Origin of the sequence: Nocardia rhizosphaerae (genome assembly GCF_042650365.1) — a bacterium.
Lineage (GTDB): Bacteria > Actinomycetota > Actinomycetes > Mycobacteriales > Mycobacteriaceae > Nocardia > Nocardia rhizosphaerae.
This window is the reverse complement of sequence record NZ_JBHSBA010000001.1, coordinates 113,175-134,608: the sequence shown is the minus strand read 5'-3', so window position 1 is coordinate 134,608 and position 21,434 is coordinate 113,175. Positions and strand designations below refer to the sequence as shown.

Annotated in this window: 22 protein-coding genes; 6 read left to right on the top strand and 16 right to left on the bottom strand. The window is 70.5% G+C overall.

The window, feature by feature from the left end; all coding sequences use genetic code 11:
- Positions 1–23 precede the first annotated feature (23 nt).
- The gene (locus ACFOW8_RS00695; protein WP_378543726.1) at positions 24–1,409 is read left to right on the top strand and encodes a lipase family protein; all 1,386 of its coding nucleotides are present in this window, start codon (positions 24–26) and stop codon (positions 1,407–1,409) included.
- A 115-nt stretch (positions 1,410–1,524) separates the two neighbouring features.
- Here ACFOW8_RS00695 and ACFOW8_RS00690 read toward each other — a convergent pair whose 3' ends face one another.
- Positions 1,525–1,872, bottom strand: a complete 348-nt coding sequence (locus ACFOW8_RS00690) for a hypothetical protein (RefSeq protein WP_378543723.1) — start codon at positions 1,870–1,872, stop codon at positions 1,525–1,527.
- On the bottom strand, positions 1,844–2,059 hold the full coding sequence (locus ACFOW8_RS00685; RefSeq protein ID WP_378543720.1) for a hypothetical protein: 216 nt from the start codon (positions 2,057–2,059) through the stop codon (positions 1,844–1,846). The genes ACFOW8_RS00690 and ACFOW8_RS00685 overlap by 29 nt, the downstream gene beginning before the upstream one ends.
- A gap of 77 nt (positions 2,060–2,136) precedes the next feature.
- On the opposite strand from ACFOW8_RS00685, the gene ACFOW8_RS00680 reads away from it, so the two are divergent.
- Positions 2,137–2,289 (top strand): hypothetical protein, encoded by a 153-nt coding sequence (locus ACFOW8_RS00680; protein WP_378543717.1) that lies wholly within the window; start codon positions 2,137–2,139, stop codon positions 2,287–2,289.
- 142 nt (positions 2,290–2,431) lie between these two features.
- Here the strand turns inward: ACFOW8_RS00680 and ACFOW8_RS00675 are convergent, their stop codons facing one another.
- From ACFOW8_RS00675 to ACFOW8_RS00660, 4 genes are read right to left on the bottom strand one after another with little or no spacing between them, the layout of a single operon-like run.
- Positions 2,432–3,037: a GTP-binding protein gene (locus ACFOW8_RS00675; protein WP_449289749.1), complete on the bottom strand. Its 606-nt coding sequence runs from the start codon at positions 3,035–3,037 to the stop codon at positions 2,432–2,434.
- Positions 3,018–3,458, bottom strand: coding sequence for a DUF742 domain-containing protein (locus ACFOW8_RS00670; protein ID WP_378543713.1), 441 nt, complete (start codon positions 3,456–3,458; stop codon positions 3,018–3,020). Before ACFOW8_RS00670 ends, ACFOW8_RS00675 begins: the two co-directional genes overlap by 20 nt.
- Positions 3,455–3,883, bottom strand: a complete 429-nt coding sequence (locus ACFOW8_RS00665) for a roadblock/LC7 domain-containing protein (protein ID WP_378543710.1) — start codon at positions 3,881–3,883, stop codon at positions 3,455–3,457. Before ACFOW8_RS00665 ends, ACFOW8_RS00670 begins: the two co-directional genes overlap by 4 nt.
- Complete coding sequence (locus ACFOW8_RS00660; RefSeq protein WP_378543707.1) at positions 3,880–6,804, bottom strand: sensor histidine kinase; 2,925 nt, start codon at positions 6,802–6,804, stop codon at positions 3,880–3,882. Before ACFOW8_RS00660 ends, ACFOW8_RS00665 begins: the two co-directional genes overlap by 4 nt.
- Before the next feature lie 339 nt (positions 6,805–7,143).
- On the opposite strand from ACFOW8_RS00660, the gene ACFOW8_RS00655 reads away from it, so the two are divergent.
- A complete protein-coding gene (locus ACFOW8_RS00655; protein WP_378543883.1) occupies positions 7,144–8,961 on the top strand; it encodes a serine/threonine-protein kinase in 1,818 nt (605 codons plus the stop codon).
- Positions 8,962–8,992: 31 nt separating this feature from the next.
- On the opposite strand, the gene ACFOW8_RS00650 is transcribed toward ACFOW8_RS00655, so the two are convergent.
- From ACFOW8_RS00650 to ACFOW8_RS00635, 4 genes are read right to left on the bottom strand one after another with little or no spacing between them, the layout of a single operon-like run.
- Positions 8,993–10,018: a hypothetical protein gene (locus tag ACFOW8_RS00650; protein WP_378543704.1), complete on the bottom strand. Its 1,026-nt coding sequence runs from the start codon at positions 10,016–10,018 to the stop codon at positions 8,993–8,995.
- A gap of 47 nt (positions 10,019–10,065) precedes the next feature.
- Positions 10,066–10,572 carry a hypothetical protein gene (locus ACFOW8_RS00645; protein ID WP_378543701.1) on the bottom strand — a complete coding sequence of 169 codons (507 nt, stop codon included), beginning with the start codon at positions 10,570–10,572 and terminating at the stop codon, positions 10,066–10,068.
- A 23-nt stretch (positions 10,573–10,595) separates the two neighbouring features.
- Entirely contained in the window at positions 10,596–11,360 is a 765-nt protein-coding gene (locus ACFOW8_RS00640; RefSeq protein ID WP_378543698.1) for an alpha/beta hydrolase, read from the bottom strand.
- Positions 11,360–12,724: a TerD family protein gene (locus tag ACFOW8_RS00635; RefSeq protein ID WP_378543880.1), complete on the bottom strand. Its 1,365-nt coding sequence runs from the start codon at positions 12,722–12,724 to the stop codon at positions 11,360–11,362. The genes ACFOW8_RS00640 and ACFOW8_RS00635 overlap by 1 nt, the downstream gene beginning before the upstream one ends.
- A gap of 102 nt (positions 12,725–12,826) precedes the next feature.
- Between ACFOW8_RS00635 and ACFOW8_RS00630 the strand changes: the two genes are divergently transcribed.
- Positions 12,827–13,717, top strand: coding sequence for a ribonuclease Z (locus ACFOW8_RS00630; RefSeq protein ID WP_378543695.1), 891 nt, complete (start codon positions 12,827–12,829; stop codon positions 13,715–13,717).
- Between the two features lie 54 nt (positions 13,718–13,771).
- Here the strand turns inward: ACFOW8_RS00630 and pheT are convergent, their stop codons facing one another.
- Positions 13,772–16,273 carry a phenylalanine--tRNA ligase subunit beta gene (gene pheT, locus ACFOW8_RS00625; RefSeq protein WP_378543692.1) on the bottom strand — a complete coding sequence of 834 codons (2,502 nt, stop codon included), beginning with the start codon at positions 16,271–16,273 and terminating at the stop codon, positions 13,772–13,774.
- A gap of 20 nt (positions 16,274–16,293) precedes the next feature.
- Complete coding sequence (pheS, locus tag ACFOW8_RS00620) at positions 16,294–17,355, bottom strand: phenylalanine--tRNA ligase subunit alpha (RefSeq protein WP_378543689.1); 1,062 nt, start codon at positions 17,353–17,355, stop codon at positions 16,294–16,296.
- A gap of 296 nt (positions 17,356–17,651) precedes the next feature.
- On the opposite strand from pheS, the gene ACFOW8_RS00615 reads away from it, so the two are divergent.
- Complete coding sequence (locus ACFOW8_RS00615) at positions 17,652–17,876, top strand: hypothetical protein (protein ID WP_378543686.1); 225 nt, start codon at positions 17,652–17,654, stop codon at positions 17,874–17,876.
- 370 nt (positions 17,877–18,246) lie between these two features.
- Here ACFOW8_RS00615 and ACFOW8_RS00610 read toward each other — a convergent pair whose 3' ends face one another.
- The 4 genes from ACFOW8_RS00610 to infC form a co-directional block, all read right to left on the bottom strand.
- Positions 18,247–19,044: a TrmH family RNA methyltransferase gene (locus tag ACFOW8_RS00610; RefSeq protein WP_378543683.1), complete on the bottom strand. Its 798-nt coding sequence runs from the start codon at positions 19,042–19,044 to the stop codon at positions 18,247–18,249.
- Between the two features lie 35 nt (positions 19,045–19,079).
- The gene (rplT, locus tag ACFOW8_RS00605; RefSeq protein ID WP_358188729.1) at positions 19,080–19,466 is read right to left on the bottom strand and encodes a 50S ribosomal protein L20; all 387 of its coding nucleotides are present in this window, start codon (positions 19,464–19,466) and stop codon (positions 19,080–19,082) included.
- A 100-nt stretch (positions 19,467–19,566) separates the two neighbouring features.
- On the bottom strand, positions 19,567–19,764 hold the full coding sequence (gene rpmI / locus ACFOW8_RS00600; protein ID WP_232997923.1) for a 50S ribosomal protein L35: 198 nt from the start codon (positions 19,762–19,764) through the stop codon (positions 19,567–19,569).
- Positions 19,765–19,795: 31 nt separating this feature from the next.
- Positions 19,796–20,476 carry a translation initiation factor IF-3 gene (gene infC, locus ACFOW8_RS00595; RefSeq protein ID WP_378543878.1) on the bottom strand — a complete coding sequence of 227 codons (681 nt, stop codon included), beginning with the start codon at positions 20,474–20,476 and terminating at the stop codon, positions 19,796–19,798.
- A 357-nt stretch (positions 20,477–20,833) separates the two neighbouring features.
- Here infC and ACFOW8_RS00590 point away from each other — a divergent pair, with 357 nt between their 5' ends.
- Positions 20,834–21,175, top strand: a complete 342-nt coding sequence (locus tag ACFOW8_RS00590; RefSeq protein WP_378543678.1) for a DUF1844 domain-containing protein — start codon at positions 20,834–20,836, stop codon at positions 21,173–21,175.
- Positions 21,176–21,434 lie beyond the last annotated feature (259 nt).

Below are 21,434 nucleotides of genomic sequence, written 5' to 3'. Positions count from 1 at the left end.
AATTCATGTGAGGACTGTGCACGATGAGATCTTCGTTCGCTCTGCGCTGGTCGGCCCTGCTCACGGGCGTACTCGTGGCGACGGCGGTGGCAGTGGCCGGGCCGGTGGCCGCCGAGCCCGCTCCGGTGGCGCCCGCACCGGTGATTCCGCTGCCGCCCGAACTCGACCCCGGCTTCTATCTCCCGCCCACCGAGGTGGTGGCGGCGACCGCACCGGGCGCGATCATCGCCGCGCGGCAGGTCCGGATCGCCGATTTCGGGCTGCTGCCGATCGACGTCGACGCCTGGCAGGTGTCGTATCGCTCCAACAACAGCCGCGACGAGCCGATCCCGGCGGTGGCCACCCTGATCAAGCCACGCGGGCAGGCGATCGAGCCGCGCAAGCTGCTGTCGGTGCAGCTGGCCGAGGACTCCACCGCCGGGTATTGCGCGCCGTCGTATGCGCTGCAACATCTTTCGGTCGCGCCGGTGGCCGGGCAGATCGTGGTGCCCGCCGAGTTCCTGTTCGCGCAGGCCGCGCTGGCCCAGGGCTGGGCCGTCGTCGTCCCCGACCACCAGGGCCCGAACTCGGCGTACGCGGCGGGTCCGCTGGCGGGCCGGATCACCCTCGACGGAATCCGCGCGGCCACCTCGTTCGCGCCGCTCGAGGTGGGTCCGACCGCGCCGGTAGGGCTGTACGGATACTCGGGCGGGTCGATCGCGACCGGGCACGCCGCCGAGCTGCGCGCCTCCTACGCCCCCGAACTGAACATCGTCGGCGCGGCCGAAGGCGGGGTCGGCGCCGATCTCGGCGCCGCGCTGAGCATGGCGAACAACCAGCTCACCTCCGGGCTGGTCTTCGCCGCCGTCCTCGGCCTCACTCGCGAGTACCCGGATTTCGCCGCCTATCTCGACCAGCGGCTCGATCCGCTCGGCAAGGGCCTGTCGGCGATCAAGTCGCCGCTGTGCGTGCAGTACCAGTCGGCCCTGCTGCCGTTCCTGAATCTCACCGGCATGATCGGCTCCGACGGCAATCCGCTCGACGATCCACCGGTCGCGGCGATGCTCGACGACACCCGCATGGGCAAGTCGGTGCCCGATATGCCGCTTTTCCTGTGGCATTCGGCCTGGGACGAGATCCTGCCCCTCGCCGCCACCGACACCCTGGTCGACACCTACTGCCAGGACCCGGCCACCTCCCTGACCTACACCCGCGACCACGCCAGCGAACACATCGTCGCCGAGGTCGTCGGCGGCCCCGCCGCCCTGCTCTGGCTGCGCGACCGGCTCGACGGCGTGCCCGCCACCCCCGGCTGCACCATCTCCGACGCGGGCACCATGGCGGCCACCCCCGGCGCCCTCGACTTCCTCGGTGACACCATGGCCGCCAAGTTCGCCACGTTGTTCGGGGTCCCGCTGGGCAGCCGCTGAGCGGGTGCGGGCCAGCGGTCACCCGGACACGCTCACTTGCGGCCCGAACCCCCCGTCGCCGCAACATGAAAACCTCCCGGTACCGAATCGGGTACCGGGAGGTTTCCAACGCTGATCAGTCTTCCGCGTCGGCGGTCCCACGCAGCTGGTCGCCGAGCCCGCTGGTGCGGTGTTCGTACTCGCTGCGACTGATCTCGGTGACCTCGAACCCTGGCGTGGCTTCGAGGCCGTCGCGATGGCGTTGCGTGCGATCCCAATGCGCGGCGACATAGGCAGGATCCTGCATCCGCCGGTCGAACTCCGCATGCAGCAGCCTGATAGCATCTTGCCGGTCTGTACCAACGACGAACCAGTCGTCACCCGGGTAGTAGGCGCGCACCGTGCCGTCGGCCTGGTTCACGAACCGCGGGTTCTGCAGGACGTGAACAACCGGGTCAGATCCTGCCTGCGGGTCCGGGCGCATAGAAGACCTCCGTCGAGCCGTTGTCGTGATGGACGTAGCAGATGTACTGCATGCCAGGATGCCCCACCACTGGGCCCGTGTACACGCAGTTCATCGTCGTTGCGGCGGCCGGTGCGGCCAGGACGCCGATCGGCGTGGCGGCCAGGACGCCCGTCGCTGCGATCGCGGCCAGTCGTCGCATTCTCATTGATTCCCCCGATGGGCGAGTAGTTCAGTCGGACATCAGGTTTGGACGCGACACCCCGGCGCCCGGTTCACTCGACCTTGTCAACCACCCTCCACATCGATGTCCAGGCATGTACTTCTAGACTGGCCGCCAACGGAGCCGGGACGCTGGCCGAACGCCTCGGCTACATCGAGGGCACACTGGAATCCGGCGCCCGAGCCGCCGCCGAAGTCGCCGCGGCGCTGTCCTGAGCTGCCGATAAGACCGCCGAATCACCGGTTCCGACCTGCCGCGCATCAGCTACCGGTCGGGGCTCGATACACCGAGAACCGCGTCATGTTCGCGAGTACGGGCACGATGCCGACTCCTCGGCTCGCCCGCACCGCACAGCGATCAGCTCACCTCCCGGTGACGGGGCCGCATCCGGTGGAACAGGACCTGTTCGAGTAGTGCGACCAGGACGTCGCGGACGGAGTCGCGGGCGCGGGCGTCGCAGTCGAGGACGGGGATCCAGTCGTCGAGGCCGAGTGCTTCGCGGACTTCGGCGAGGTCGAAGTGGGCGGCGTTGTCGAAGCGGTTCACCACCACGACGAACGGCGTGCCGTGGTCCTCGAAGTAGTCCAGGACCGGATAGCAGTCCTCGACGCGGCTGGTGTCGACGATGACGATCGCGCCGAGCGCGCCGTCGGCGAGGTCGTCCCACAGGAAGACGAATCGGTCCTGTCCCGGCGTGCCGAACAGGTACAGGATCAGCGAATCGTCAAGGGTGATGCGGCCGAAGTCGAGCGCGACAGTGGTCGCGGTCTTGTCGGCGCGATGCCCCGGATCATCGACGCCGATCGACACCTCGGTCATCGCGGCCTCGGTGACCAGCGGTTCTATTTCGGAGATGGCGCTGATGAAGGTGGTCTTGCCGACGCCGAAGCCGCCGCTGACCACGATCTTCACCGACGACGGCAGCGGCACGGCCGCGCGGATGTCAGAGTGCCCGGACAAGATCCCTGATCCTCTCGATGGCGGCGGTCGACAGCTCCGGCGCGTCCCGGACGGTCACCTGACCGGCCGCGGCCAGATCGCTGACGATCACCTTGGCGATGCCGACCGGAACACGCAGCGCGGCACCGACTTCGGCGATGGAATGCGGTCGCTGGCACAACCGCACGACGGTGTGTTCCTCGAACCGCAGCGGAGCCGAGAGCGCCGAAGGCGGTGCCTGCACCAGACTTTCGATCCGCAAGCCGTCCAGCACGGGCACGGTCCGCCCGGCCGTGACGACGAAAGGGCGGACGAAACGATCGTCGGCATCGGCATGGTCGCCGGGGAGCACCCCGCCGACGGGGCTGTCGTCGTGCCAGCCGGTGGCGGTGCGCATCGGGATCATGCGCGGATCGGGCAGCCGGGGGCGATCGGGATCTCTCATCGGCGCAACGATTCTCGCAGTTCGCCGATCAGCATCGGGTCGAGCAGCGCGCCCGCGCGGTCGGCGAGCACCGCCATCTCGTAGCCGACCAGACCCACATCGCAGCCGCCCTCGGCGATCACGCCGAGACAGCTGCCGTCGCCGAGCGCCGAGACGAGCAGGAAGCCGCGCTTCATCTCGATCATGATCAGCTTCAGGCCGTCGAAATCGTAACTGCGCGAGGCACTGCGGGCCAGGCTGGACAGGCCGGACACCATGGCGGCGAGCCGGTCGGCGCCGGTGCGGTCCAGGCCGTCGGACATGGCGATGAGCAGGCCGTCGGAGGACACGGCGACGGTGTCGCGCACGCCGTCGGTATTGCGGACGAAGTTGCCGAGCAGCCAGTTGAAGGTGTGCGGGTCGGCGGTCGGTAGCTGGGTGGTCACCGGGGCTCCTGTGGTCGGTTCCGATCGGTCGGTGGGGTCGGCTCGGGCGGGGCGGCGTCGCCACCGCGTTCGTGGCCGGTACGGAAGGCGGCGAGCATGGATCGGGTCTGGTCTGGGGTCCGGTCCACAAGCGGTGGGCGGTCTTGCCGCAGCACCGGGCGCGGACGGTCCGGCGCTCCGGTGACCCTGGTGCGCTTGCTGCGCTTGACCAGGCCGTTGCGGGTGCGCTCGACAGCGGCGGGACCGGGTTCGCCGCCGGGCACGCTGGTGCGGACGTGCTCGATGGCCGCGAGTCCGGGCAGCTCACGTGCCTGCGCGCCGTTGCGCACCTGATCGCCCGTAGCGGGACCCGGCCGCTCACTCCTGGGACCGCCGTTGCGCGCGTGCTCGCTCGCGGATCCGCGCGGATTCGTCGCAGGCTGCTCGCTCCTGGTGCGCGCCTGCGGCGAACCGGCTCGATCCCCGGCATGGGATCCGCTGCGCGGCGCCCCGTTCCCCGGCTGCGTCGTGCCGGTAGCGGCGCCGTCGACCAGGCCGTCCCCGGCCGGAAGATGCCGGGTACCGTGCGCGCCGACGATGTCCGGTGCTCCGGCGACCGTGGCGGGGTCAGCTGCGGCGACCGGGTGCGCGCTGCTGAGAAACTGGGTGTACGCGGACTCGTTCGCCCCGGTCGTCGGCTCGGGAGCACTCGCATCGACCGCCAGGCCGTGCCGGGACACCTCGGGCCGCGCGGGCTCGGCGGCACGGCCATCGACCGTCATGTCAGCCGATATCGGCGCGGCGTGCACTCTGTCTCCGGCCGAGCCCGCCCGCCGGCCGTACGCACCGACCGGTCCCGGCGAGCCGGTCCCACGATCGCGCGCGCCGGCCGATTCCGCGGCATTCGTCCCTCGATCACGCTCCGCCGGACCGCCGCCGCGGCCGCCGGGTTCCCGCGAGCCCGCCTCAGGACCGTGCCCCGCGTCCGACTCGAGCGAATCCGCCCTTCGACCGCGCTCGCCACGGGAGTCCGCCGAGCGCGGTGTGTGCTCGGCGGCCAGCAGACCGGGCGGAAGCAGCAGGCGGGCGACGATCCCGCTGACCGGGGAGGTATTGAGCTCCACCGTGATACCGAGGCGCCCGGCCAGCCTGCCCACCACGTAGTGCCCGAGGTAGCGGGTGGCGGCCACGATGAAGTCCTGTTCGCCGCGCAGCCGGGCATTGGCCTCGTCCAGCTGGTCGGCGGGCATTCCGACACCGTGGTCGACGACGGCGAGCAGGTAGCCGCCCGCGACCTTGCGCCCGTAGATCTCGACCTCGAGATCAGGGGGTGAGAAGGCGAGCCCGTTCTCGATGAGTTCGGCCAGCACATGGGCGAGTTCGCTGACCACCGCGCCGGTGATCGCAACGTCGTCGACCCGGCGCAACGCCACCCGGCGGTAGTCGTCGACCTCCGACAGCCCGGCCCGGATCACATCGGTGAGCGCGATCGGCTCGGCCCAGCGCCGCGGGCTCGCCTCCCCGACGAGCACGAGCAGGCTCTCTGCATTGCGGCGCATGCGGGTCGCGAGATGGTCGAGCTCGAACAGGTTCGACAGCGCCTTCGGGTCGAGCTCGGTGCGCTCGAACTCGCTGATCAGACCGAGCTGCCTGCGCACCAGGTTCTGGTTGCGGCGGGCCAGATTCGCCATCGACTCGGTGGTGTTGCGGCGCACCAGCGCCTGTTCGGAGGCGAGCTCGAAGGCGGTGGTCTGGACCCGGTCCAGTGCGGCGGCCACCGCGCCGATCTCGGTACTCGCACCGGGTGGCGTACGCACGGGCGCGGGCGGCGCCGGCGTGGTGTCGGCGGCGCCACGCCAGGCGGCGATCACCTCGGGGAGCCTGCGCGAGGCCACGTCGTCGGCCTCGGCGGCGAGCCCGGCCAGCGGACGCACGATGGCGCGGATACTGGCGAACACCAGGGCGATCTCGGCCGCGATCGCGAGCAGTGCGGCCAGCGCGAACGCGGCAAGCACCAGTGCGGCGGTGCGGCGCAGGTCCGCGGCCCTGGCCCGGATGTCGTCGCCGACCGCCTGCTGCACCGCGCGTTCGGCGTCGATCACCTCGGTCATCCCGGCCCACCACAGCGCCGGGTCCACCGGCTGGATCAGCGGGCCTGCCATCGAGGCGATCGCGATGTTCTCCGCCTCGGCCGCCCCGGCGGCGCTGGCACCGGACAGCACGGCGTCGAGCCGGTTCTGCTGGCCGGGGGTGGCGTCGCGGCCGAATTGGACCAGCGCGGCGTGTTTGGCGGCCCGGATGTCGAGGAACTGCACGTACTCCCCCGGTGCGAACTCGCCGGCGGCGAACACGCCGTTGAGGAAGCCGCGTTCCCGACCCGTGTGTTCCTTGGCGTCGCCGAGCGCGTAGAGCGCCTGCAGTCCGTGCCGCACCTCCGGGTCGCGGGCCTGGTCGAGGCCGAGGGTCAGCCGGTTCACCGCGTCGATGGCGTCGGAGTAGAACTGGAACACGGCCTGCCGCGACAGCGTCCGGGTGTCGACCTGCGCACGCACCGCGGGCAGCCCGCTCAGTTGCCCGAGGGCCGACCGCAATTCGGCGGCGCCGGGCGGATCGGCCGCGACGACGCCGGATACCGCGCGCAGCGCCACGTCGGTGGCCGCGCGCTGGTCGGCGACCGGCTGCTCCAGCCGCGGGTCGCCACCGAGCAGCCCGTTGCTCAGGCCGCGTTCCCGCTGCACCTCGTGCACCAGGTCCTGCGCCGCCAGCGCCACCGCGACCGCGTCCACGGTGTCCCCACTCCGCGCGAACGCGCTGAGCTGTGGCGCCGCCGCCAACCCGAGCAGCGCGAGCACCAGCACCAGCGAGATCGCCAGAATCCGGGCGAGCCTGCCCGCGATGGTGCGCGGCCGGATGAGCCCGGCCTGCCGGGATTGTGAACGCACCCACCTGCTCCTCGGGAGAGGCCGCGGGAAGCTCCCGGCGGCTCAGCGAAAGTCAGGTGTCAACTTGCCCGCGGGTACCGCGACGGTCAATCCGGGAGGGCCACAGTGCGGATTTCGTGTGCTGATCTCAACGTGCCGGAAACGAATGGGCCGTTCTGTATCCGAAAGCTCACAGGCCGTTCCAGGACAATTCCGCGCCGCCGATACCGACGAGCACCCGCGATACCGATTTCGTTGCCCAGACGACGAATACGGGTCACCGCGTACCGGGTAGGGTGGTTCGGGCGCGTGCCGTGCGCGCCCGGCATCCACCGGGATGCGGTACTCCCGGGGGTGATCATGCTCGAATCCGGCGCCGTCTTCGCCGGACACCGCATCGAACGGCTGCTCGGCCGCGGCGGCATGGGATCGGTGTATCTCGCCCGGCACCCGCGGCTGCCGCGACTCACCGCCCTGAAGGTACTCGACCCGGACGGGGCGTCCGACGAGGTCTCGCGGGTCCGGTTCGAGCGGGAAGCCGCGGTCACCGCGCAGCTGGATCATCCCAACATCGTGACGGTATTCGACCGTGGCGTCGAGCAGCACCGGTTGTGGATCTCGATGCAGTATGTCCGCGGAGTGGACGCAGCCACCCTTGATCCCGAGACCGCCGTGCCCGAGCGGAGCGCGCGGATCGTCGCCGATATCGCCAGGGCCCTGGACTTCGCCCACCGGCGCGGCATCGTGCACCGCGACGTGAAGCCGGCGAACATCCTCCTCTCCGCGGAACCGGACCAGCCGGAGCGCGCGCTGCTCACCGACTTCGGCATCGCATGGCTGCGAGACAGTTCCGCCCAGATCACCCGACCCGGTTCCGTCGCCGCCACGCTCGCCTATGCCGCACCGGAACGGCTCGACGGTACCGTCCCCGACGCGCGATCCGATCAATATTCCCTGGCCTGCACCATGTTCCGGATGTTGACCGGCACCACCCCGTTCGCCGGCGACAACCCGGGCGCGGTGATCCGCGGCCATCTGGACCGGCCGCCGCCCCGGATCACCGAGATACGCGACGATCTGCCACCCACGATCGACGACGTCGTCTCCCGGGGGCTCGCCAAGAGCCCCACCGAACGGTTTCCCACCTGCACCGACTTCGCCGAGGCCGCACTCGCCGCGCTCACCGGGACCGACCCCACCGCGCCGCGACCTGCTCAGCCATCCGTTCGCCCGGACGGAAACTCACCGACCCGGACCTCCCAGGCACTTCGGCGGCCTGTCGGCGGCGCCGCCGTGCCGAGCCGGACGCTCGTCGGCCGCCCACCCGCGGATCCCGGTGCCGACCGCCCCGTGCGCACGCTGCTGCCCGCCCCGGCACGAGTCGACGGACCCTCCGTCCCCGCCGCCGGGCACCGAGCACACAGTGCCCGGCTCGCCCGCACCCACCCGGTGCCCGGCCGCGCCGCACCATCGGCGCGTCCCGACGTGGTAGTACCGGCACCGGTGCGCCCCGCGATGCCGGGCGGTGAGCCCGCCGACCGGTCCGCCGAGTCGACGATGCTCGGGACGCGGTCCCCGCGGACGACACCGCGGTCAGCGAACGTCCGGCCGACGCGGACACCCCGGCGCCGAGCGGGGCAGCCGAAGCGGCGGCGGTTCCGTCCCCTCGCCTGGCTGGTGCCGATCGTGCTCGCCACCGCCGCGGGCAGCGGCGGATACCTGCTCTATCACCACCTGTCCCCCGACCCCCACGACGTGATCCACACCGCGTTCCCCACCCTGGTACCCGCCATCGACGGCGGCTCGCCGAATCTGGGCGTGCGCTGTACCCACGCTCCGCCCGGACATCAGTTCAACGGACTCGATCTCGGTGATTGGACCGGTGCCTGGCGCTGCGTCCCCGGCCCGGGGACGGACGAACCCCAGTACGCGATCCTTGCCTATCCCTCGCGCGCCGACCGGGAATCGACCATCATCGGCCTGAATCCCGACTGGCGCCACGTCGAATACGTCGACGGTGGAATGTCCGGCTGGATGACGGCGTACTTCCTCGCCGGGCCGGCGATCGTGTCCGCACCGCCCGGACCCGACCGGAACCGGCTGCTGGTCTACGCCGACAACGGCGGGACGGTCGACGACCTCCAGGCATGGCTGCAGCGGCTGCCGGTGGGCCGGTGAACTCGGTGGCGAGGCCGAGCCGCCGCACTCGTCATTCGGCGCAGGCGAGGATGCCGAGTACCTGCTCGGAGTAGAAGAACGGTTCCAGGCGTTCACGGATCAAGCCGGCGAGCACGCCGTTGGCCTTGGCCGCCTCGATGACGGCCGGACCGTAGCGCAGGATCTCGGCGCCGATGTCCTCGGCGGTCAGGCCGAGCTCGGGCAGCATGGCGCTGACCGTGTGGTCGCGGTACTTCAGGTAGAACACCTCGACGCACTCGCGCACGAGCATGCCGAAATACTCCTTCTCCCTGGTCGTCACGGCGATCTCGTAGCAGATCTGAACCAGTTCGTTGAGGTCCTTCTGGGTGAGGTACTCCCGCAGGCCGGCGACGGGCTCGTCGGCGTGCAGGTCCCAGAACTCCATCGCCGCCGAATGCACCGGGGCGTCGCGCAGCATGTCGCGGATCGCGTTGTTGGTGCGCTTGAGCGCGAACAGCGCGCCCTTGCCCGCCAGGTCGCCGACGAAGGTGCTGTCGGCGACCTTCTTGGCACGGTTGGCGGCGGACTGGCCGAGCGACATCAGCGAGGAGACACCCGGAATCTTCTCCGCGCGTTCCCGATTGGCCTGCATGAAGTCGCCGAGCAGCTTGTCGACGAACCGGGCCGCGACGGTGGCGACGAGCGGGCTCTCGGTGAGCCGGTCCAGGATGCGCTCCTGGGCCTGGTGCATGCCGAAGATCTTCTCCAGCAGCGCCTCCACCGGCTCCCGGTCCACGACGTCGCCGAGGGTGTACTCGGTGTTGGCGGCGATATGGTCGTAGATGGCGTCGGAGAAGATGCCGACGGTGTCGGCGATGACCGGGCTGCCGCCGATCCGGTCGAATACCGTCGCCACGGTCTGCTCACCCTGCGCGAGCGAGACGACATCGCCGAAGACGATGGTGTCGCCGACGGCGAGCACCGCGGCCACGTCGCGCGCGACCACCTCGGCGAAACGCTCGCCGGTCACCTCGGCGAGCAGGAACTCCACCTGCGCGTCGAGCAGTCGGTCGGCGATCTGGCGCGCCTGCGTCATCTGGGTCCACCCATCACGGTCGTTGCTCGGACGGGAGGACCTTGCGGCTACTCGTCGCCGGTGCCGGCATCGGTGCCGTGCACCGATTTCCGGATCTGCTCCAGACGCTCGCGCGCGGCCTTCTCCCGCGCCTCCCACTGTTCGTCGGCACTGCGGCCCGCCGGGGTCTGCCGGTCGAGCTCACCCATCCCCTGCGCGGTGCCGAAGCGCCGCTCGACCTTATCGCGAACCGCGTCGAATGTCGGCACTCCAGACGGGGAATAGCTGCCGGTCGGGATGGGTGCGGCGGCTCCGGGCACCCCATGCGGTACCGGCGGTACCGGGAACGTGCCTTCGACCTGGTCCGATGCGACGGGGACCACATCGGCGTCGAACACCTCCGTGTCCAGAGTCACAGGCTGCCCGGTCTCGGCATGACCGAGCTCGGCCTGGGCGAGTGCGGCGGCGACCGCACCGAGACCGGGCCGTCCGGCGACGGCCGCCCGCAGTACCGCGACCAACTCCGCGTCCGGCAGCGCGGCCAGCTGACCGAGGATCCGGCTCACATCACTCATACCGCCAGGCTACGCACGTGCGCTCACCGCAGGAAGCGCTCGCTCCATTCGACGATCCGCCGCGGCCATTCCTTGCCGAGTGCGTCGATCACGTCATTGTGGCCCGCTCCCGGCACGACGACCAGCTCCTTCGGGTCACCCGCGGCGGCGAACAGGCGCCGCGCGTGGCGCAGCGGGAGCAGTTCGTCGCGGTCGCCGTGGAACATCAGAACCGGCACACGCAGCCCGGCGATCCGGCGCAGGCTCGGGTAGGCGTTCGGGATCAGCGGCGCGGGCAGGAACGGATAGACCGAGCGGGCCGCGGCGCGCATGCTGCTGAAGGTCGACATCAGCAGCATCCCGGCGGGCGGGTGCTCGGTGGCCAGCTCGAGCAGCACTCCCCCGCCGAGCGACTTGCCGAGGTAGATCACCCGATCCGGGTCGACGCCGGGCTGCGCGAGCAAAGCGGCCCGTGCGGCCCTGGCATCGAGATAGGTGCCGTGTTCGCCAGGGGCGCCGGTGCTGTGGCCGAAGCCGCGGTAATCGAAGGCGAGCACATCGAAACCGGCCTCGACCAGCAGGGCGATGATCGGGACGCGATCACCGATCGTGCCCGCGTTGCCGTGCGCGTAGAGGATGTGCCCGCGTGAGCGCGCGGCCCGCACGAACCAGCCGTGCAGGTCGACACCGTCGGCGGTGCGCATGGTGAGCTCACGGTGGTCGAGGCCGAAGGCGGCCGGGCTCTGGGCGACATGCTTTTCGGGGTGATAGACGAGCGCGTTGAGCACCCTGGTGGCGGGGTGGCGCATCACTTGCCCCGTCCGGACTGGAACCCGAAGTCCCAGTGGTAGAGCCGCGCGATCTCGATCACGCCGCCGCCCGGCTGCCCGGCCGGCGGCCGGACGAACGCGCCCTCGCGCCGCACCACGAGCTCCCCGTTCACGTTCTCCAGCACGGCGAGCACGGCATCACGGGAGTTGTCGGTACACCCGTCGAGGAACATCTCGATCGGTGCCGAGTTCACCGGAGTGAGGGTGACCGTGGCGTGCACACCGCGAAAGTCGCGCGCGCCCTCGTAGATCGAGGCGAACACCAGGATGCGGCGGAAGAACCGGGTGTGGTCCAGGTTGATCGACAGGTTCTCGCCGGTGACGCCGGCACCGGTGCGATCGTCGGTGTCCAGGTGGATGAACGGCGGCTCGTACAGGGCGCCGAAGCGGCGGTCCAGCGCGCGCACCGACCCGATCGCGCCGTTGGCCAGTTCGTAGAAGCAGCACAGGTCGAGGTCGATGTTCTTACCGCGCAGTTTGCCGAACAGGCCGCCCGGCGCCGCCATCGAGGTCCAGTTGAGATTCACCCGCATCACCCCGCCGGTGGCTCCGTGTTTGGTGAGCGAGACCGAGGGAGCGTCCTTGGTCAGCGAGACCTTGGCCAGGTTCACCGGTGACGCGGAAGGCATGGGGGGCGAGGCGGATCGGGGGTGCGTGTGATCGAACGGCGGGGTGTGCGGTTGCGGCGGTTGCCCGACCAGGGGCACATCCGGCTGCGGCGGCGGGGCGGCAGGCGGGGTGAAGGGCCGTGGTGGCCGGGCATCGGCGGGCGGAGACGGCGGAACGGAGTTCACCGGGGCCGGTGGAGTGACCGGCTGATCGGCAGCGGCGGGCGCGTCGTCGACGGTGATGCCGTAATCGGTTGCCAGGCCGGCCAACCCGGTGTCGTAGCCCTGGCCGACGGCACGGAACTTCCAGGTCCCCTCGCGGCGATACAGCTCGCCGAGGACGAAGGCGGTCTCGGTGGTGGCACCGGTGCTGTCGAAGCGGGCGAGTTCGGCCCCGCTGGCCGCGTCGAGCACACGGATGTGCAGGTCGCGGAACTGGCCGAAGGTGCCGCCGTCGGCGGAGGCGGCCAGCACGACGGTCTCGATCTGTGGTTCCACTCGGTCCAGGCGCACCGCGAGTGCGTCGACGATCGTCGGCCCCTGCCGTTTGCCCTCGTGCCGGACCGCCCCGGACGGATGCGCGGGCTGGTTGTAGAAGACGAAGTCGTCGTCGGAGCGTACCTTCGCTCCTGCCAGCAGCAGTGCGGAGGCATCGGCATCGAGCGCTCCCGACTGCCACCCCAGTTCGACGCGGACCGAGGCAGCGGGCACCACGACATTGGCGCCTTTCATCATCGACACATCTGCCAACCTAGCCCGCCCCCGCAGCGGGGCCCAACCCGCCTCGGGCCGGATATCGACCTGACTTCGCGGAGCGGACCGGCCAGGATGGAAGCTATGTCGACGAGGGAACTCCTGGTACTCGGGACAGCCGGTGCCGTGCCGACCCGCCGCCGCAACCACAACGGCTATCTGCTGCGGTGGGACGGCCGGGGCATTCTGTTCGATCCCGGCGAGGGCACCCAGCGGCAGATGGCGCACGCAGGCGCGTCCGCCACCGAGCTGCACTGGCTGTGTGTCACCCACTTCCACGGTGATCACGCGCTCGGGGTACCCGGCATCGTGCAGCGGCTCTGCCGCGACCAGGTCCCACACGACGTGCACGCGGTGTTCCCCGCCGACGGCGCCGAATACTGGGCGCGATTGAAGGACGCGACCAGCTACCACGGTTCGGCGACCATCGTGGAACACCCGGTGCGTGGCGCGGGCGCGACCCTGGCGGGTGACGGGTTCACGATCACCGCGCTGCCGCTGGACCACAGCATCCCCACCTACGGCTACCGGCTCGCCGAACCGGACGGCCACACCTTCCTGCCCGAGCGGCTGCGCGCGCACGGCATCGCCGGAGCGGCGGTGCGTGAGCTGTCCGGTGACCTGCTGGCCGAGTGCACGGTGCCGCGGCCGGGTCAACGCGTCGCGTTCGTGATGGATACCCGCCTGTGCGACAACGTCTTCGAACTCGCCGATGGTGCCGACATGCTCGTCATCGAGTCCACCTATCTCGACTCCGAAGCCGAGCTGGCCACCGAACGTGGGCATCTCACCGCACGCCAGGCGGGCGAGGTGGCTCGGGCCTGTGGCGTGAGAACCCTGGTCCTGACACACTTCTCGGAACGCTACGGGGCGGCCGACGACCCGGATTTCCTGATCCAGGCGGATTTCCCCGGCGCGGTCCTCGCCCACGACCTGGACCGGATACCGCTGGGTGCCCGCCGCCGAGCGCGCTGAACGAGCACGAGGCCCGCCCGGATCACCGGGCGGGCCTCGAACCTCGAGCCGAACCTATCCGCGCAGTTCCGCGCCGACCGCCGACGCGGCCGCGGCGACCGCGGCATCGCGCGCGGCACTGGCCTCGTCCTCGGTGAGGGTGCGGTCGGCGGCACGGAAGCGCAGGGCGTAGGTGAGAGACTTGCGGCCCGCACCGGCCTGGGCACCTTCGTACACGTCGAACAGCGCGATGTCCTCGAGCAGCTCGCCGCCCCCGGTGCGCAGCGCCGTTTCCACCGTCGCCGCGGGCACCGCCTTCTCGACACTGACCGAGACGTCCTGCAACACGGCGGGGAACGCGGACACCGTGGGCGCGGGCCTGGCCTGCGTCAACGGCAGCGCGTCCAGATCGAGTTCCAGCGCGCAGGTACGTGCCGGCAGTCCGGCCCGCTCCAGCACGGCCGGGTGCAGCTCGCCGGCATGACCGACGACGGTGCCGTCGACGACCAGCTCGGCGCAGCGGCCAGGATGCCACGGCAGGTAGGCCGCGCCGCGACGCTCGATGGTGACCCCGGCCGCGGCGGCGATCTCGTCGGCCAGCGCAAAGGTGTCGGCGGCCTCGGCCTGGCGGCCGGGCCCCCACGGACCGCGCGGGTCCCGCTTGCCGCTGAGCACCGCGGCCACCTGCACCGGCTGAGCGGGCAGCGACCCGTTCAGCTCGGCGATCTGGGCGTCGGTGGGCCGCCGGTCCACCGGTAGCGCCTCGACCGCGCGAGTCTCGGCACCCGGCCGCACCACCTGGGCGATGCCGTAGATGGTGAGGTCACGGGCACCACGGGAGATATTGCGGGCGGCCACTTCCAGCAGGCCGGGCAGCAGGGTGGTGGCTAGTTCCGGGCGCTCGGTGTCGAGCGGATTCAGCACACGGGTGGTGTTGCGGCGCGGATCGTCGGCGTCGAGGCCCCACACGTCGAACACTCCGGCGGGCAGGAACACCGGCGGCGGCACCTCGACACCACCGGCGAAGGCCAGCGCCCGGCTGACGGCGCGGCGGCGCCGCTGCGACGCGGTCAGGCCGCGGCCTGCGGGCGCGGACGGCAGCACCGACGGGATCTGCTCGAGACCTTCCAGGCGCAGCACCTCCTCGACCAGGTCGGCGGGCTGGGCCAGGTCGGGCCGCCAGCTCGGCGGGGTCACCAGCAGCTGGGTCTTGCCCGCGTCGTTGACCTCGATCTCGACCCCGGCACCGATCTGGGCGAGCCTGCGCACGGCGGTGCCCGCCGGGTAGGTGACCCCGGCGACCCGGTCGGGCAGGTCGATGTCCATCGCGATCGGCGCGACCGGTTCCAGCGGCACCCTGATGTCGGTGAGCGTGGTTTCGACGGTGCCACCGGTGATCTCGGCGAGCAGCGTGGCCGCGCGGTCGAGCGCGATGATGTTGAGCTCCGGGTCGACGACCCGCTCGTAGCGCTTGCCCGCCTCGGAGACCAGCTTGTGCCTGCGTGCTGTCCGGTAGACCCGCAACGGATTCCAGGTCGCCGCCTCGAGCACCACATCGGTGGTCTCCTGGCCCACCTCGGTGCTGGCACCGCCCATCACCCCGGCCAGCGAGATGACGCCGGAATCGTCGGCGATCACCACGTCCTCGGCGTCGAGGGTGCGTTCGGTGTCATCGAGAGTGCGCAGGGTCTCGCCCTTGTGCGCCGAGCGAACCACCAAGCCGCCGTTGAGCTTCGCCGCGTCGAAGGCGTGCAGGGGCTGGCCGAGTTCGAGCATCACGTAGTTGGTGACGTCGACGGCCGGGGAGATCGGGCGCATGCCGGACAGCATCAGCCTGCGCTGCAGCCACAGCGGGCTCACCGCGTGCGGATCGATGCCGGTGACGCGGCGCGCGCCGAAGCGGGTGCACTCCGAGTCGGCCTCCAGTCGCACCGACCACGCCTCGGCGTCACCGTCGGGCAGGGTCCGCACGGCGGGGTCGGCGTATTCCAGGTCGAACCCGCAGGCCAGTTCCCTGGCCAGGCCGCGGACCGAGAAGCAGTAGCCGCGGTCGGGGGTGATGTTGAGCTCGATGATGGTGTCGTCGGTGCCGAGCAGCACGTTCGCGTCGTCACCCGGCTCCGCGGAACCCGGCTCCAGCACCAGGATGCCGTCGTGGTCCTTGCCGATGCCGAGTTCGGCGACCGAGCAGATCATGCCGTTGGAGACGTGTCCGTAGGTCTTGCGCGACGAGATCTTGAATCCGCCGGGCAGTTCACCACCGGGCAGCACGACCACCACGAGGTCGCCCACCGCGAAGTTGCGGGCGCCGCAGACGATCTCCTGCAACTCCGGGTTGCCGACGTCGACCTTGCAGAAGCGGATCGGCTTCTTGAACTCGGTGAGCTCGGTGATCTCGGCGACCCGGCCGACGACCAGCGGCTTGTCGATGTCACCGCCGATCGGCTCGAGCTCGTCGACCTCCTCGACCTCGAGGCCGACGCGGACGAAACCGGCGTCGAGCTCTTCGGCGGACACCGACCATTCCGGGGTGGTGCGCTGCAGGATCTCGGTCAGCCAGGACTGCGCTACTCGCACGTGACTTTTCGCTCTCTCTTCTAAGACCGGATACCGAAGGGCAGGGTGAAGCGCACGTCACCCTCGACGATGTCGCGCATGTCGGGGATGCCGTTGCGGAACTGCAGCGTGCGTTCCATGCCCATGCCGAAGGCGAACCCGGAATACACCTCGGGATCGATGCCGCTGGCGATCAGCACCTTCGGGTTGACCATGCCGCAGCCGCCCCACTCGACCCAGCCCGCGCCGCCCTTCTTGTCCGGGAACCAGACGTCGACCTCGGCCGAGGGTTCGGTGAACGGGAAGTAGTTGGGGCGCATGCGGGTTCGGGTGTCGGGGCCGAACAGCGCACGCGCGAACGCGTCCAGGGTGCCGCGCAGATGCGCCATGGTCAGGCCCTTGTCGATCGCGAGCCCCTCCACCTGGGAGAACACCGGGGTGTGGGTGGCGTCGAGTTCGTCGGTGCGGAAGGTCCGGCCGGGACACACGACATAGATCGGCAGCTCACGCTCCAGCATGGAACGCACCTGCACCGGGGAGGTGTGGGTGCGCAGCACCTGGCGCGAACCTTCGGGGGCGATGTGGAAGGTGTCCTGCATGGTGCGGGCCGGGTGGTCGGGCAGGAAGTTGAGCGCGTCGAAGTTGAAGTGCTCGGTCTCGACCTCGGGCCCCTCTGCCACCTCCCAGCCCATGCCGACGAACACGTCGGCGATCTCCTCGGAGATGACGGTGATCGGGTGGCGGGCGCCGACCGGCTGACGCCGCGCGGGCAGCGTGACATCGATCTTCTCGGCCACCAGCACGGCCTGATCGCGTTCTTCGAGCAGCGCGGCGCGGCGGGCCTCGAATGCCTCGGACACGCGCTTGCGGGCGACATTGACCCGCTTGCCCGCGTCGGCCTTCTCCTCCTTGGGCAGCGCGCCCAGCCCGCGCTGCGCCAGCGCGATCGGCGACTTGCCTCCGATGTACTCGGTCTTGGCGACCGCAAGCGCATCCAGGTCAGCCGCAGCGGCGAACGCCTTCTCGGCCTCCGCTGCCGCTGCCGCGAGTGCCTCCTCGGTCAGCGAGGCGTTCTGCTCGACTCCACTGTTGTCGTCGGCCACGATCGTTCGACTCTCCCCTGGGGATCGGTTCACGGGTGCGTCATTGCCTACCCGCATCGGTGCTGCATAAATCCTATGGGATGGGGTCGAGGAGCTTCATCCGGATTACCGGTGGGTCGCAGGCACCGGACACCACCCGCGATCACCGGGTCGATGAGCAGACTGAAACGTCCAGGTCAGCGCCGTTTTCGCGGCGCTCGGAGATTGCCGGCGAAATGCGGGAACCGAATCGGCGCGCAGGCCGTCCAACCGAGCAAAACACATCAGCGTGTTCGACTCGAGAACAGGACTACTCGATGCCGGAACAAACGTGCGATCCCACTCCGGCCGGGGGCCGCCGCGCCCGCCACACCGCCCCGGGATCCGGCCTGGCCCTGTGCGGCCTCGGAATCCGGCCGCGCCGCCCCGGCCTCTTCTCCCGGGCAGCCGGGGTGTGCGCGGAACAGGTGCGGCTGCCGCCGGACAGCGGCGCCGAGCCGGGCAACGGGACCGAACCACACCGGCCGGAGGGCCACGACTGACACCACGGGCCCGCGGTCGACGACCTGCCAACGCCGCCGGCATCGGCAGCGCCCTCGGCGGCCGTCCGCCGCGCAGGCACTGGCGTGCCATGCCGCAGCGCTCCGCGCGTCCGGGTCCGGCGGCCGTCCGGGTCGCCCCGGCAGCGCGCCCGGTGGCGGTCGTCCCGGTGGCGGCGGCGATGGCGGCTACCGCGGTGGCGGTGGCGGTGTCCCCGGCGCAGGCCCCGGCACGCGCGTCGACTCCCGCGCAGGCCGCCCTGGCATCCTCCGCGCGGTCGCCCGGCGTGCCACGTTGGGCGAGAGCCTGCGCTATCGGCGCCGGGTTCGACGGGCTCGACAGGGCGATCAGACGGCTGACGTGGACAGCGACCTACCCCGCGTGCTGCACACGCGCACTCGCGTACAGGCAGATCGCCGCCGCCGCCGCGAGATTCAGGCTTTCGGCGCGGCCACGGATCGGGATGCGGACGCGATGGTCGGCTCGGGCGGCGACGGCGGGATCGAGGCCGTGCGCCTCGTTGCCGAAGAGCCAGGCGACGGGGCCGGTGAGCAGTTCGTCGGCGTCGTCGAGGTCGACCTCGCCGTTCGCCGCGGTGGCCAGGATCGTCACGCCCGCGGCGGAGACGGCGTCGAGCGTTTCGCCGATCTCACGGCTGCGAGCGATCGGCACATGGAACAGGCTGCCCGCGCTGGCGCGCACGCATTTGCCGTTGTGCGGGTCGACGGTGTCACCCGCCAGCACGACGCCGTCGGCACCGACGGCGTCCGCGACCCGGATCAAGGTGCCCGCATTGCCGGGTTCGGCGATCTCGACCGGCACTGCGAGCAGGCGCGGGCCACGGGCGAGAATATCGCCGAGGCCGATATCGACCAGGTCGCAGACCGCCACGAGGCCAGGGGCGGTGACGGTTTCGCCGAGATGCTCGGCGGCCCGATCGCTGACCAGCGTGGTCCGCACCCCGTCGGCGGCGGCACCGGCGATCAGCCCGGTCTCGCGCTCGGCGGCGGCCAGCGAGTAGAACAGCTCACGCACCCGCCCGGTCTCCAGCGCGGCGGTGACCGCGTTCGCACCCTCGGCGAGGAACTTGCCCGCCCTGCGGCGCTGCGCGGCACGCTGCAGCTTGACAGCGGAAACGACCCGCGGATTGCGCTCGGAGAGCGCGTCCACGGGTCGTTCCGACAGCTTGCTGTGTGTCGTCAAGCTCAGGCGGCGGCGGCCGGGGCGTTGACGTCGGCGGGCAGCGCGGCCTTGGCGACAGCGACGAGACCGGCGAAGGCCTCGGCGTCGGAGACGGCGAGCTCGGCGAGGATCTTGCGGTCCACCTCGACACCAGCGGCCTTGAGGCCCTGGATGAAACGGTTGTAGGTGATGTCGTTCAGACGCGCGGCGGCGTTGATACGAGCGATCCACAGCTTGCGGAAGTCACCCTTGCGGGCCTTGCGGTCCCGGTAGGCGTAGGTCAGCGAGTGGAGCTGCTGCTCCTTGGCCTTGCGGTACAGGCGCGAGCGCTGACCCCGGTAGCCCTTGGAGGCCTCGAGGATGGAACGGCGCTTCTTCTGAGCGTTGACGGCCCTTTTGACGCGTGCCACTGTGTCAGTCCTTGATCATCTGGGGGCGCGACGGCGCCCGGGTTCGGTAGTTGTCGGCGTCCGGGTGTCCCGGCCGCGGAATCGTCGGGGTGCGACGGTCTCAGGCGAGACCGAGCAGCCGCTTCACGCGGGGGGCGTCCACGTCGGCGACGGACTCCGTGCCTTCCAGACGACGCGTCCGGCGGGAGGACTTGTGCTCCAGGAGGTGGCGACGGTTCGCCTGCTCGCGAAGCAGCTTGCCCCGGCCCGACACCTTGAATCGCTTCTTGGCGCCGCTGTGGGTCTTGTTCTTCGGCATGGATTCCTCTATCTAGTCGTTGAAATCGGTGTTACTGCGGGTCGGCCGACGCCGCCTGCTCGGCAGGCGCGCTCGGCTGAGCCGTCGCAGCCGGTTCGGCACTCGCTGGACCGGTCGGCAGCGGCCGAGCCGCGGGCGCCGATTCCTGCTGTGCCTTCACCCGCGTCTTCGCGCCCTTGTGGGGAGCGAGGACCATGGTCATGTTGCGGCCGTCCTGCTTGGCCGAGGTCTCGACGAAACCGAGTTCGGCGACGTCGGAGGCCAGGCGCTGGAGCAGCCGGAAACCCAGCTCGGGCCGCGACTGCTCACGACCGCGGAACATGATCGTGACCTTGACCTTCGACCCGGCCTCGAGAAAGCGCACGACATTGCGCTTCTTGGTCTCGTAGTCGTGGTCGTCGATCTTCGGGCGGAGCTTCTGCTCCTTGATCACGGTCTGGACTTGGTTCTTCCGGGACTCGCGCGCCTTCTGCGCCGTCTCGTACTTGAACTTGCCGTAGTCCATGATCTTGCAGACCGGCGGACGGGCATCCGGTGCCACCTCGACGAGGTCGAGGTCGGCTTCGAGCGCGACGCGAAGTGCATCTTCAACACGCACGATCCCAACCTGCTCGCCGCCGGGTCCGATGAGACGGACCTCGGGAACACGGATGCGATCGTTGATGCGGGTCTCAGTGCTGATGGGGCCTCCTAGGTCAAGCGGTGTCGTCATAACGACCGCACGCAATAACTGCAACCCCTGTTTCAACACGAAAGCCCCGCTGCGGTATTTCGCCGCGACGGGGCCCGATGTCGACCGATCGCCCACACTCGCATGCCCTCACGGGCTCGGTGTCGACCCCTCTGTGCCAGGCACAGAGGAAACCCGCCCGACGGGCGGGTGACCGGGACCGTTGTCCAGTGCGATTGCTCGCCGGTAACGGTGGGAGTCGGGCTCCACTTATCTGCCCCCGATGTGCATGACACAACCAGGGGCGGTCGTCAGCGGAAAGTCTAGCATCGCATTCGGCTATCGCCGAATCGGCCCACCGCGGCCGGGTCCGGCCTGCCCCGCTATAGCCTTGTCGGCATGACTGACGAGCTCGATCCCCCCGTGCGCGACCTGGCCGATATCCCCGCGGTCGAGGTGATCAGCCGGGCCGCGGTGATGCTGATGAGTTCGGCCGCCGAGAAGCTCGGCCTCGCCGCGGACGATCCGCACTCCGGCCCGCACGTCGATCTGGACGAGGCGCGCCGGGTGATCACCGCGCTGGCCGGGCTTGTCACCGCGTCGGTGGAGTATCTCGGACCGCATGCGGGCCCGATCCGCGAGGGCCTGCAGGCGCTGCAGCGCGCATTCCGCGAGGCGTCCTCGGTACCGGACGCGCCGGGCGCGGGCCCGGGCGAGAAGTACACCGGACCGGTGCACTGACCGGGAACGACGAAAAGATCCGCCGACGGGTACGTCGGCGGATCTTCGCGTTCGTGGGCCGCGGTGGCGGCGTCAGGCCGTAGTCGGCGGCTGCCCCGGGGTGACCGAGACCGCCGAGCCGGAGGAGATCATATTGGCGAGTGCGGTGAACAGCGCCGCGCTACCGGTTTCCATTGCTCAGGTGTTCCTTTCGATTCCGCCGGTCAGGCAGTCGGCTGGGTGGGCTCGTAGGCCATCGAGGACCCGCCGCTCAGGAAAG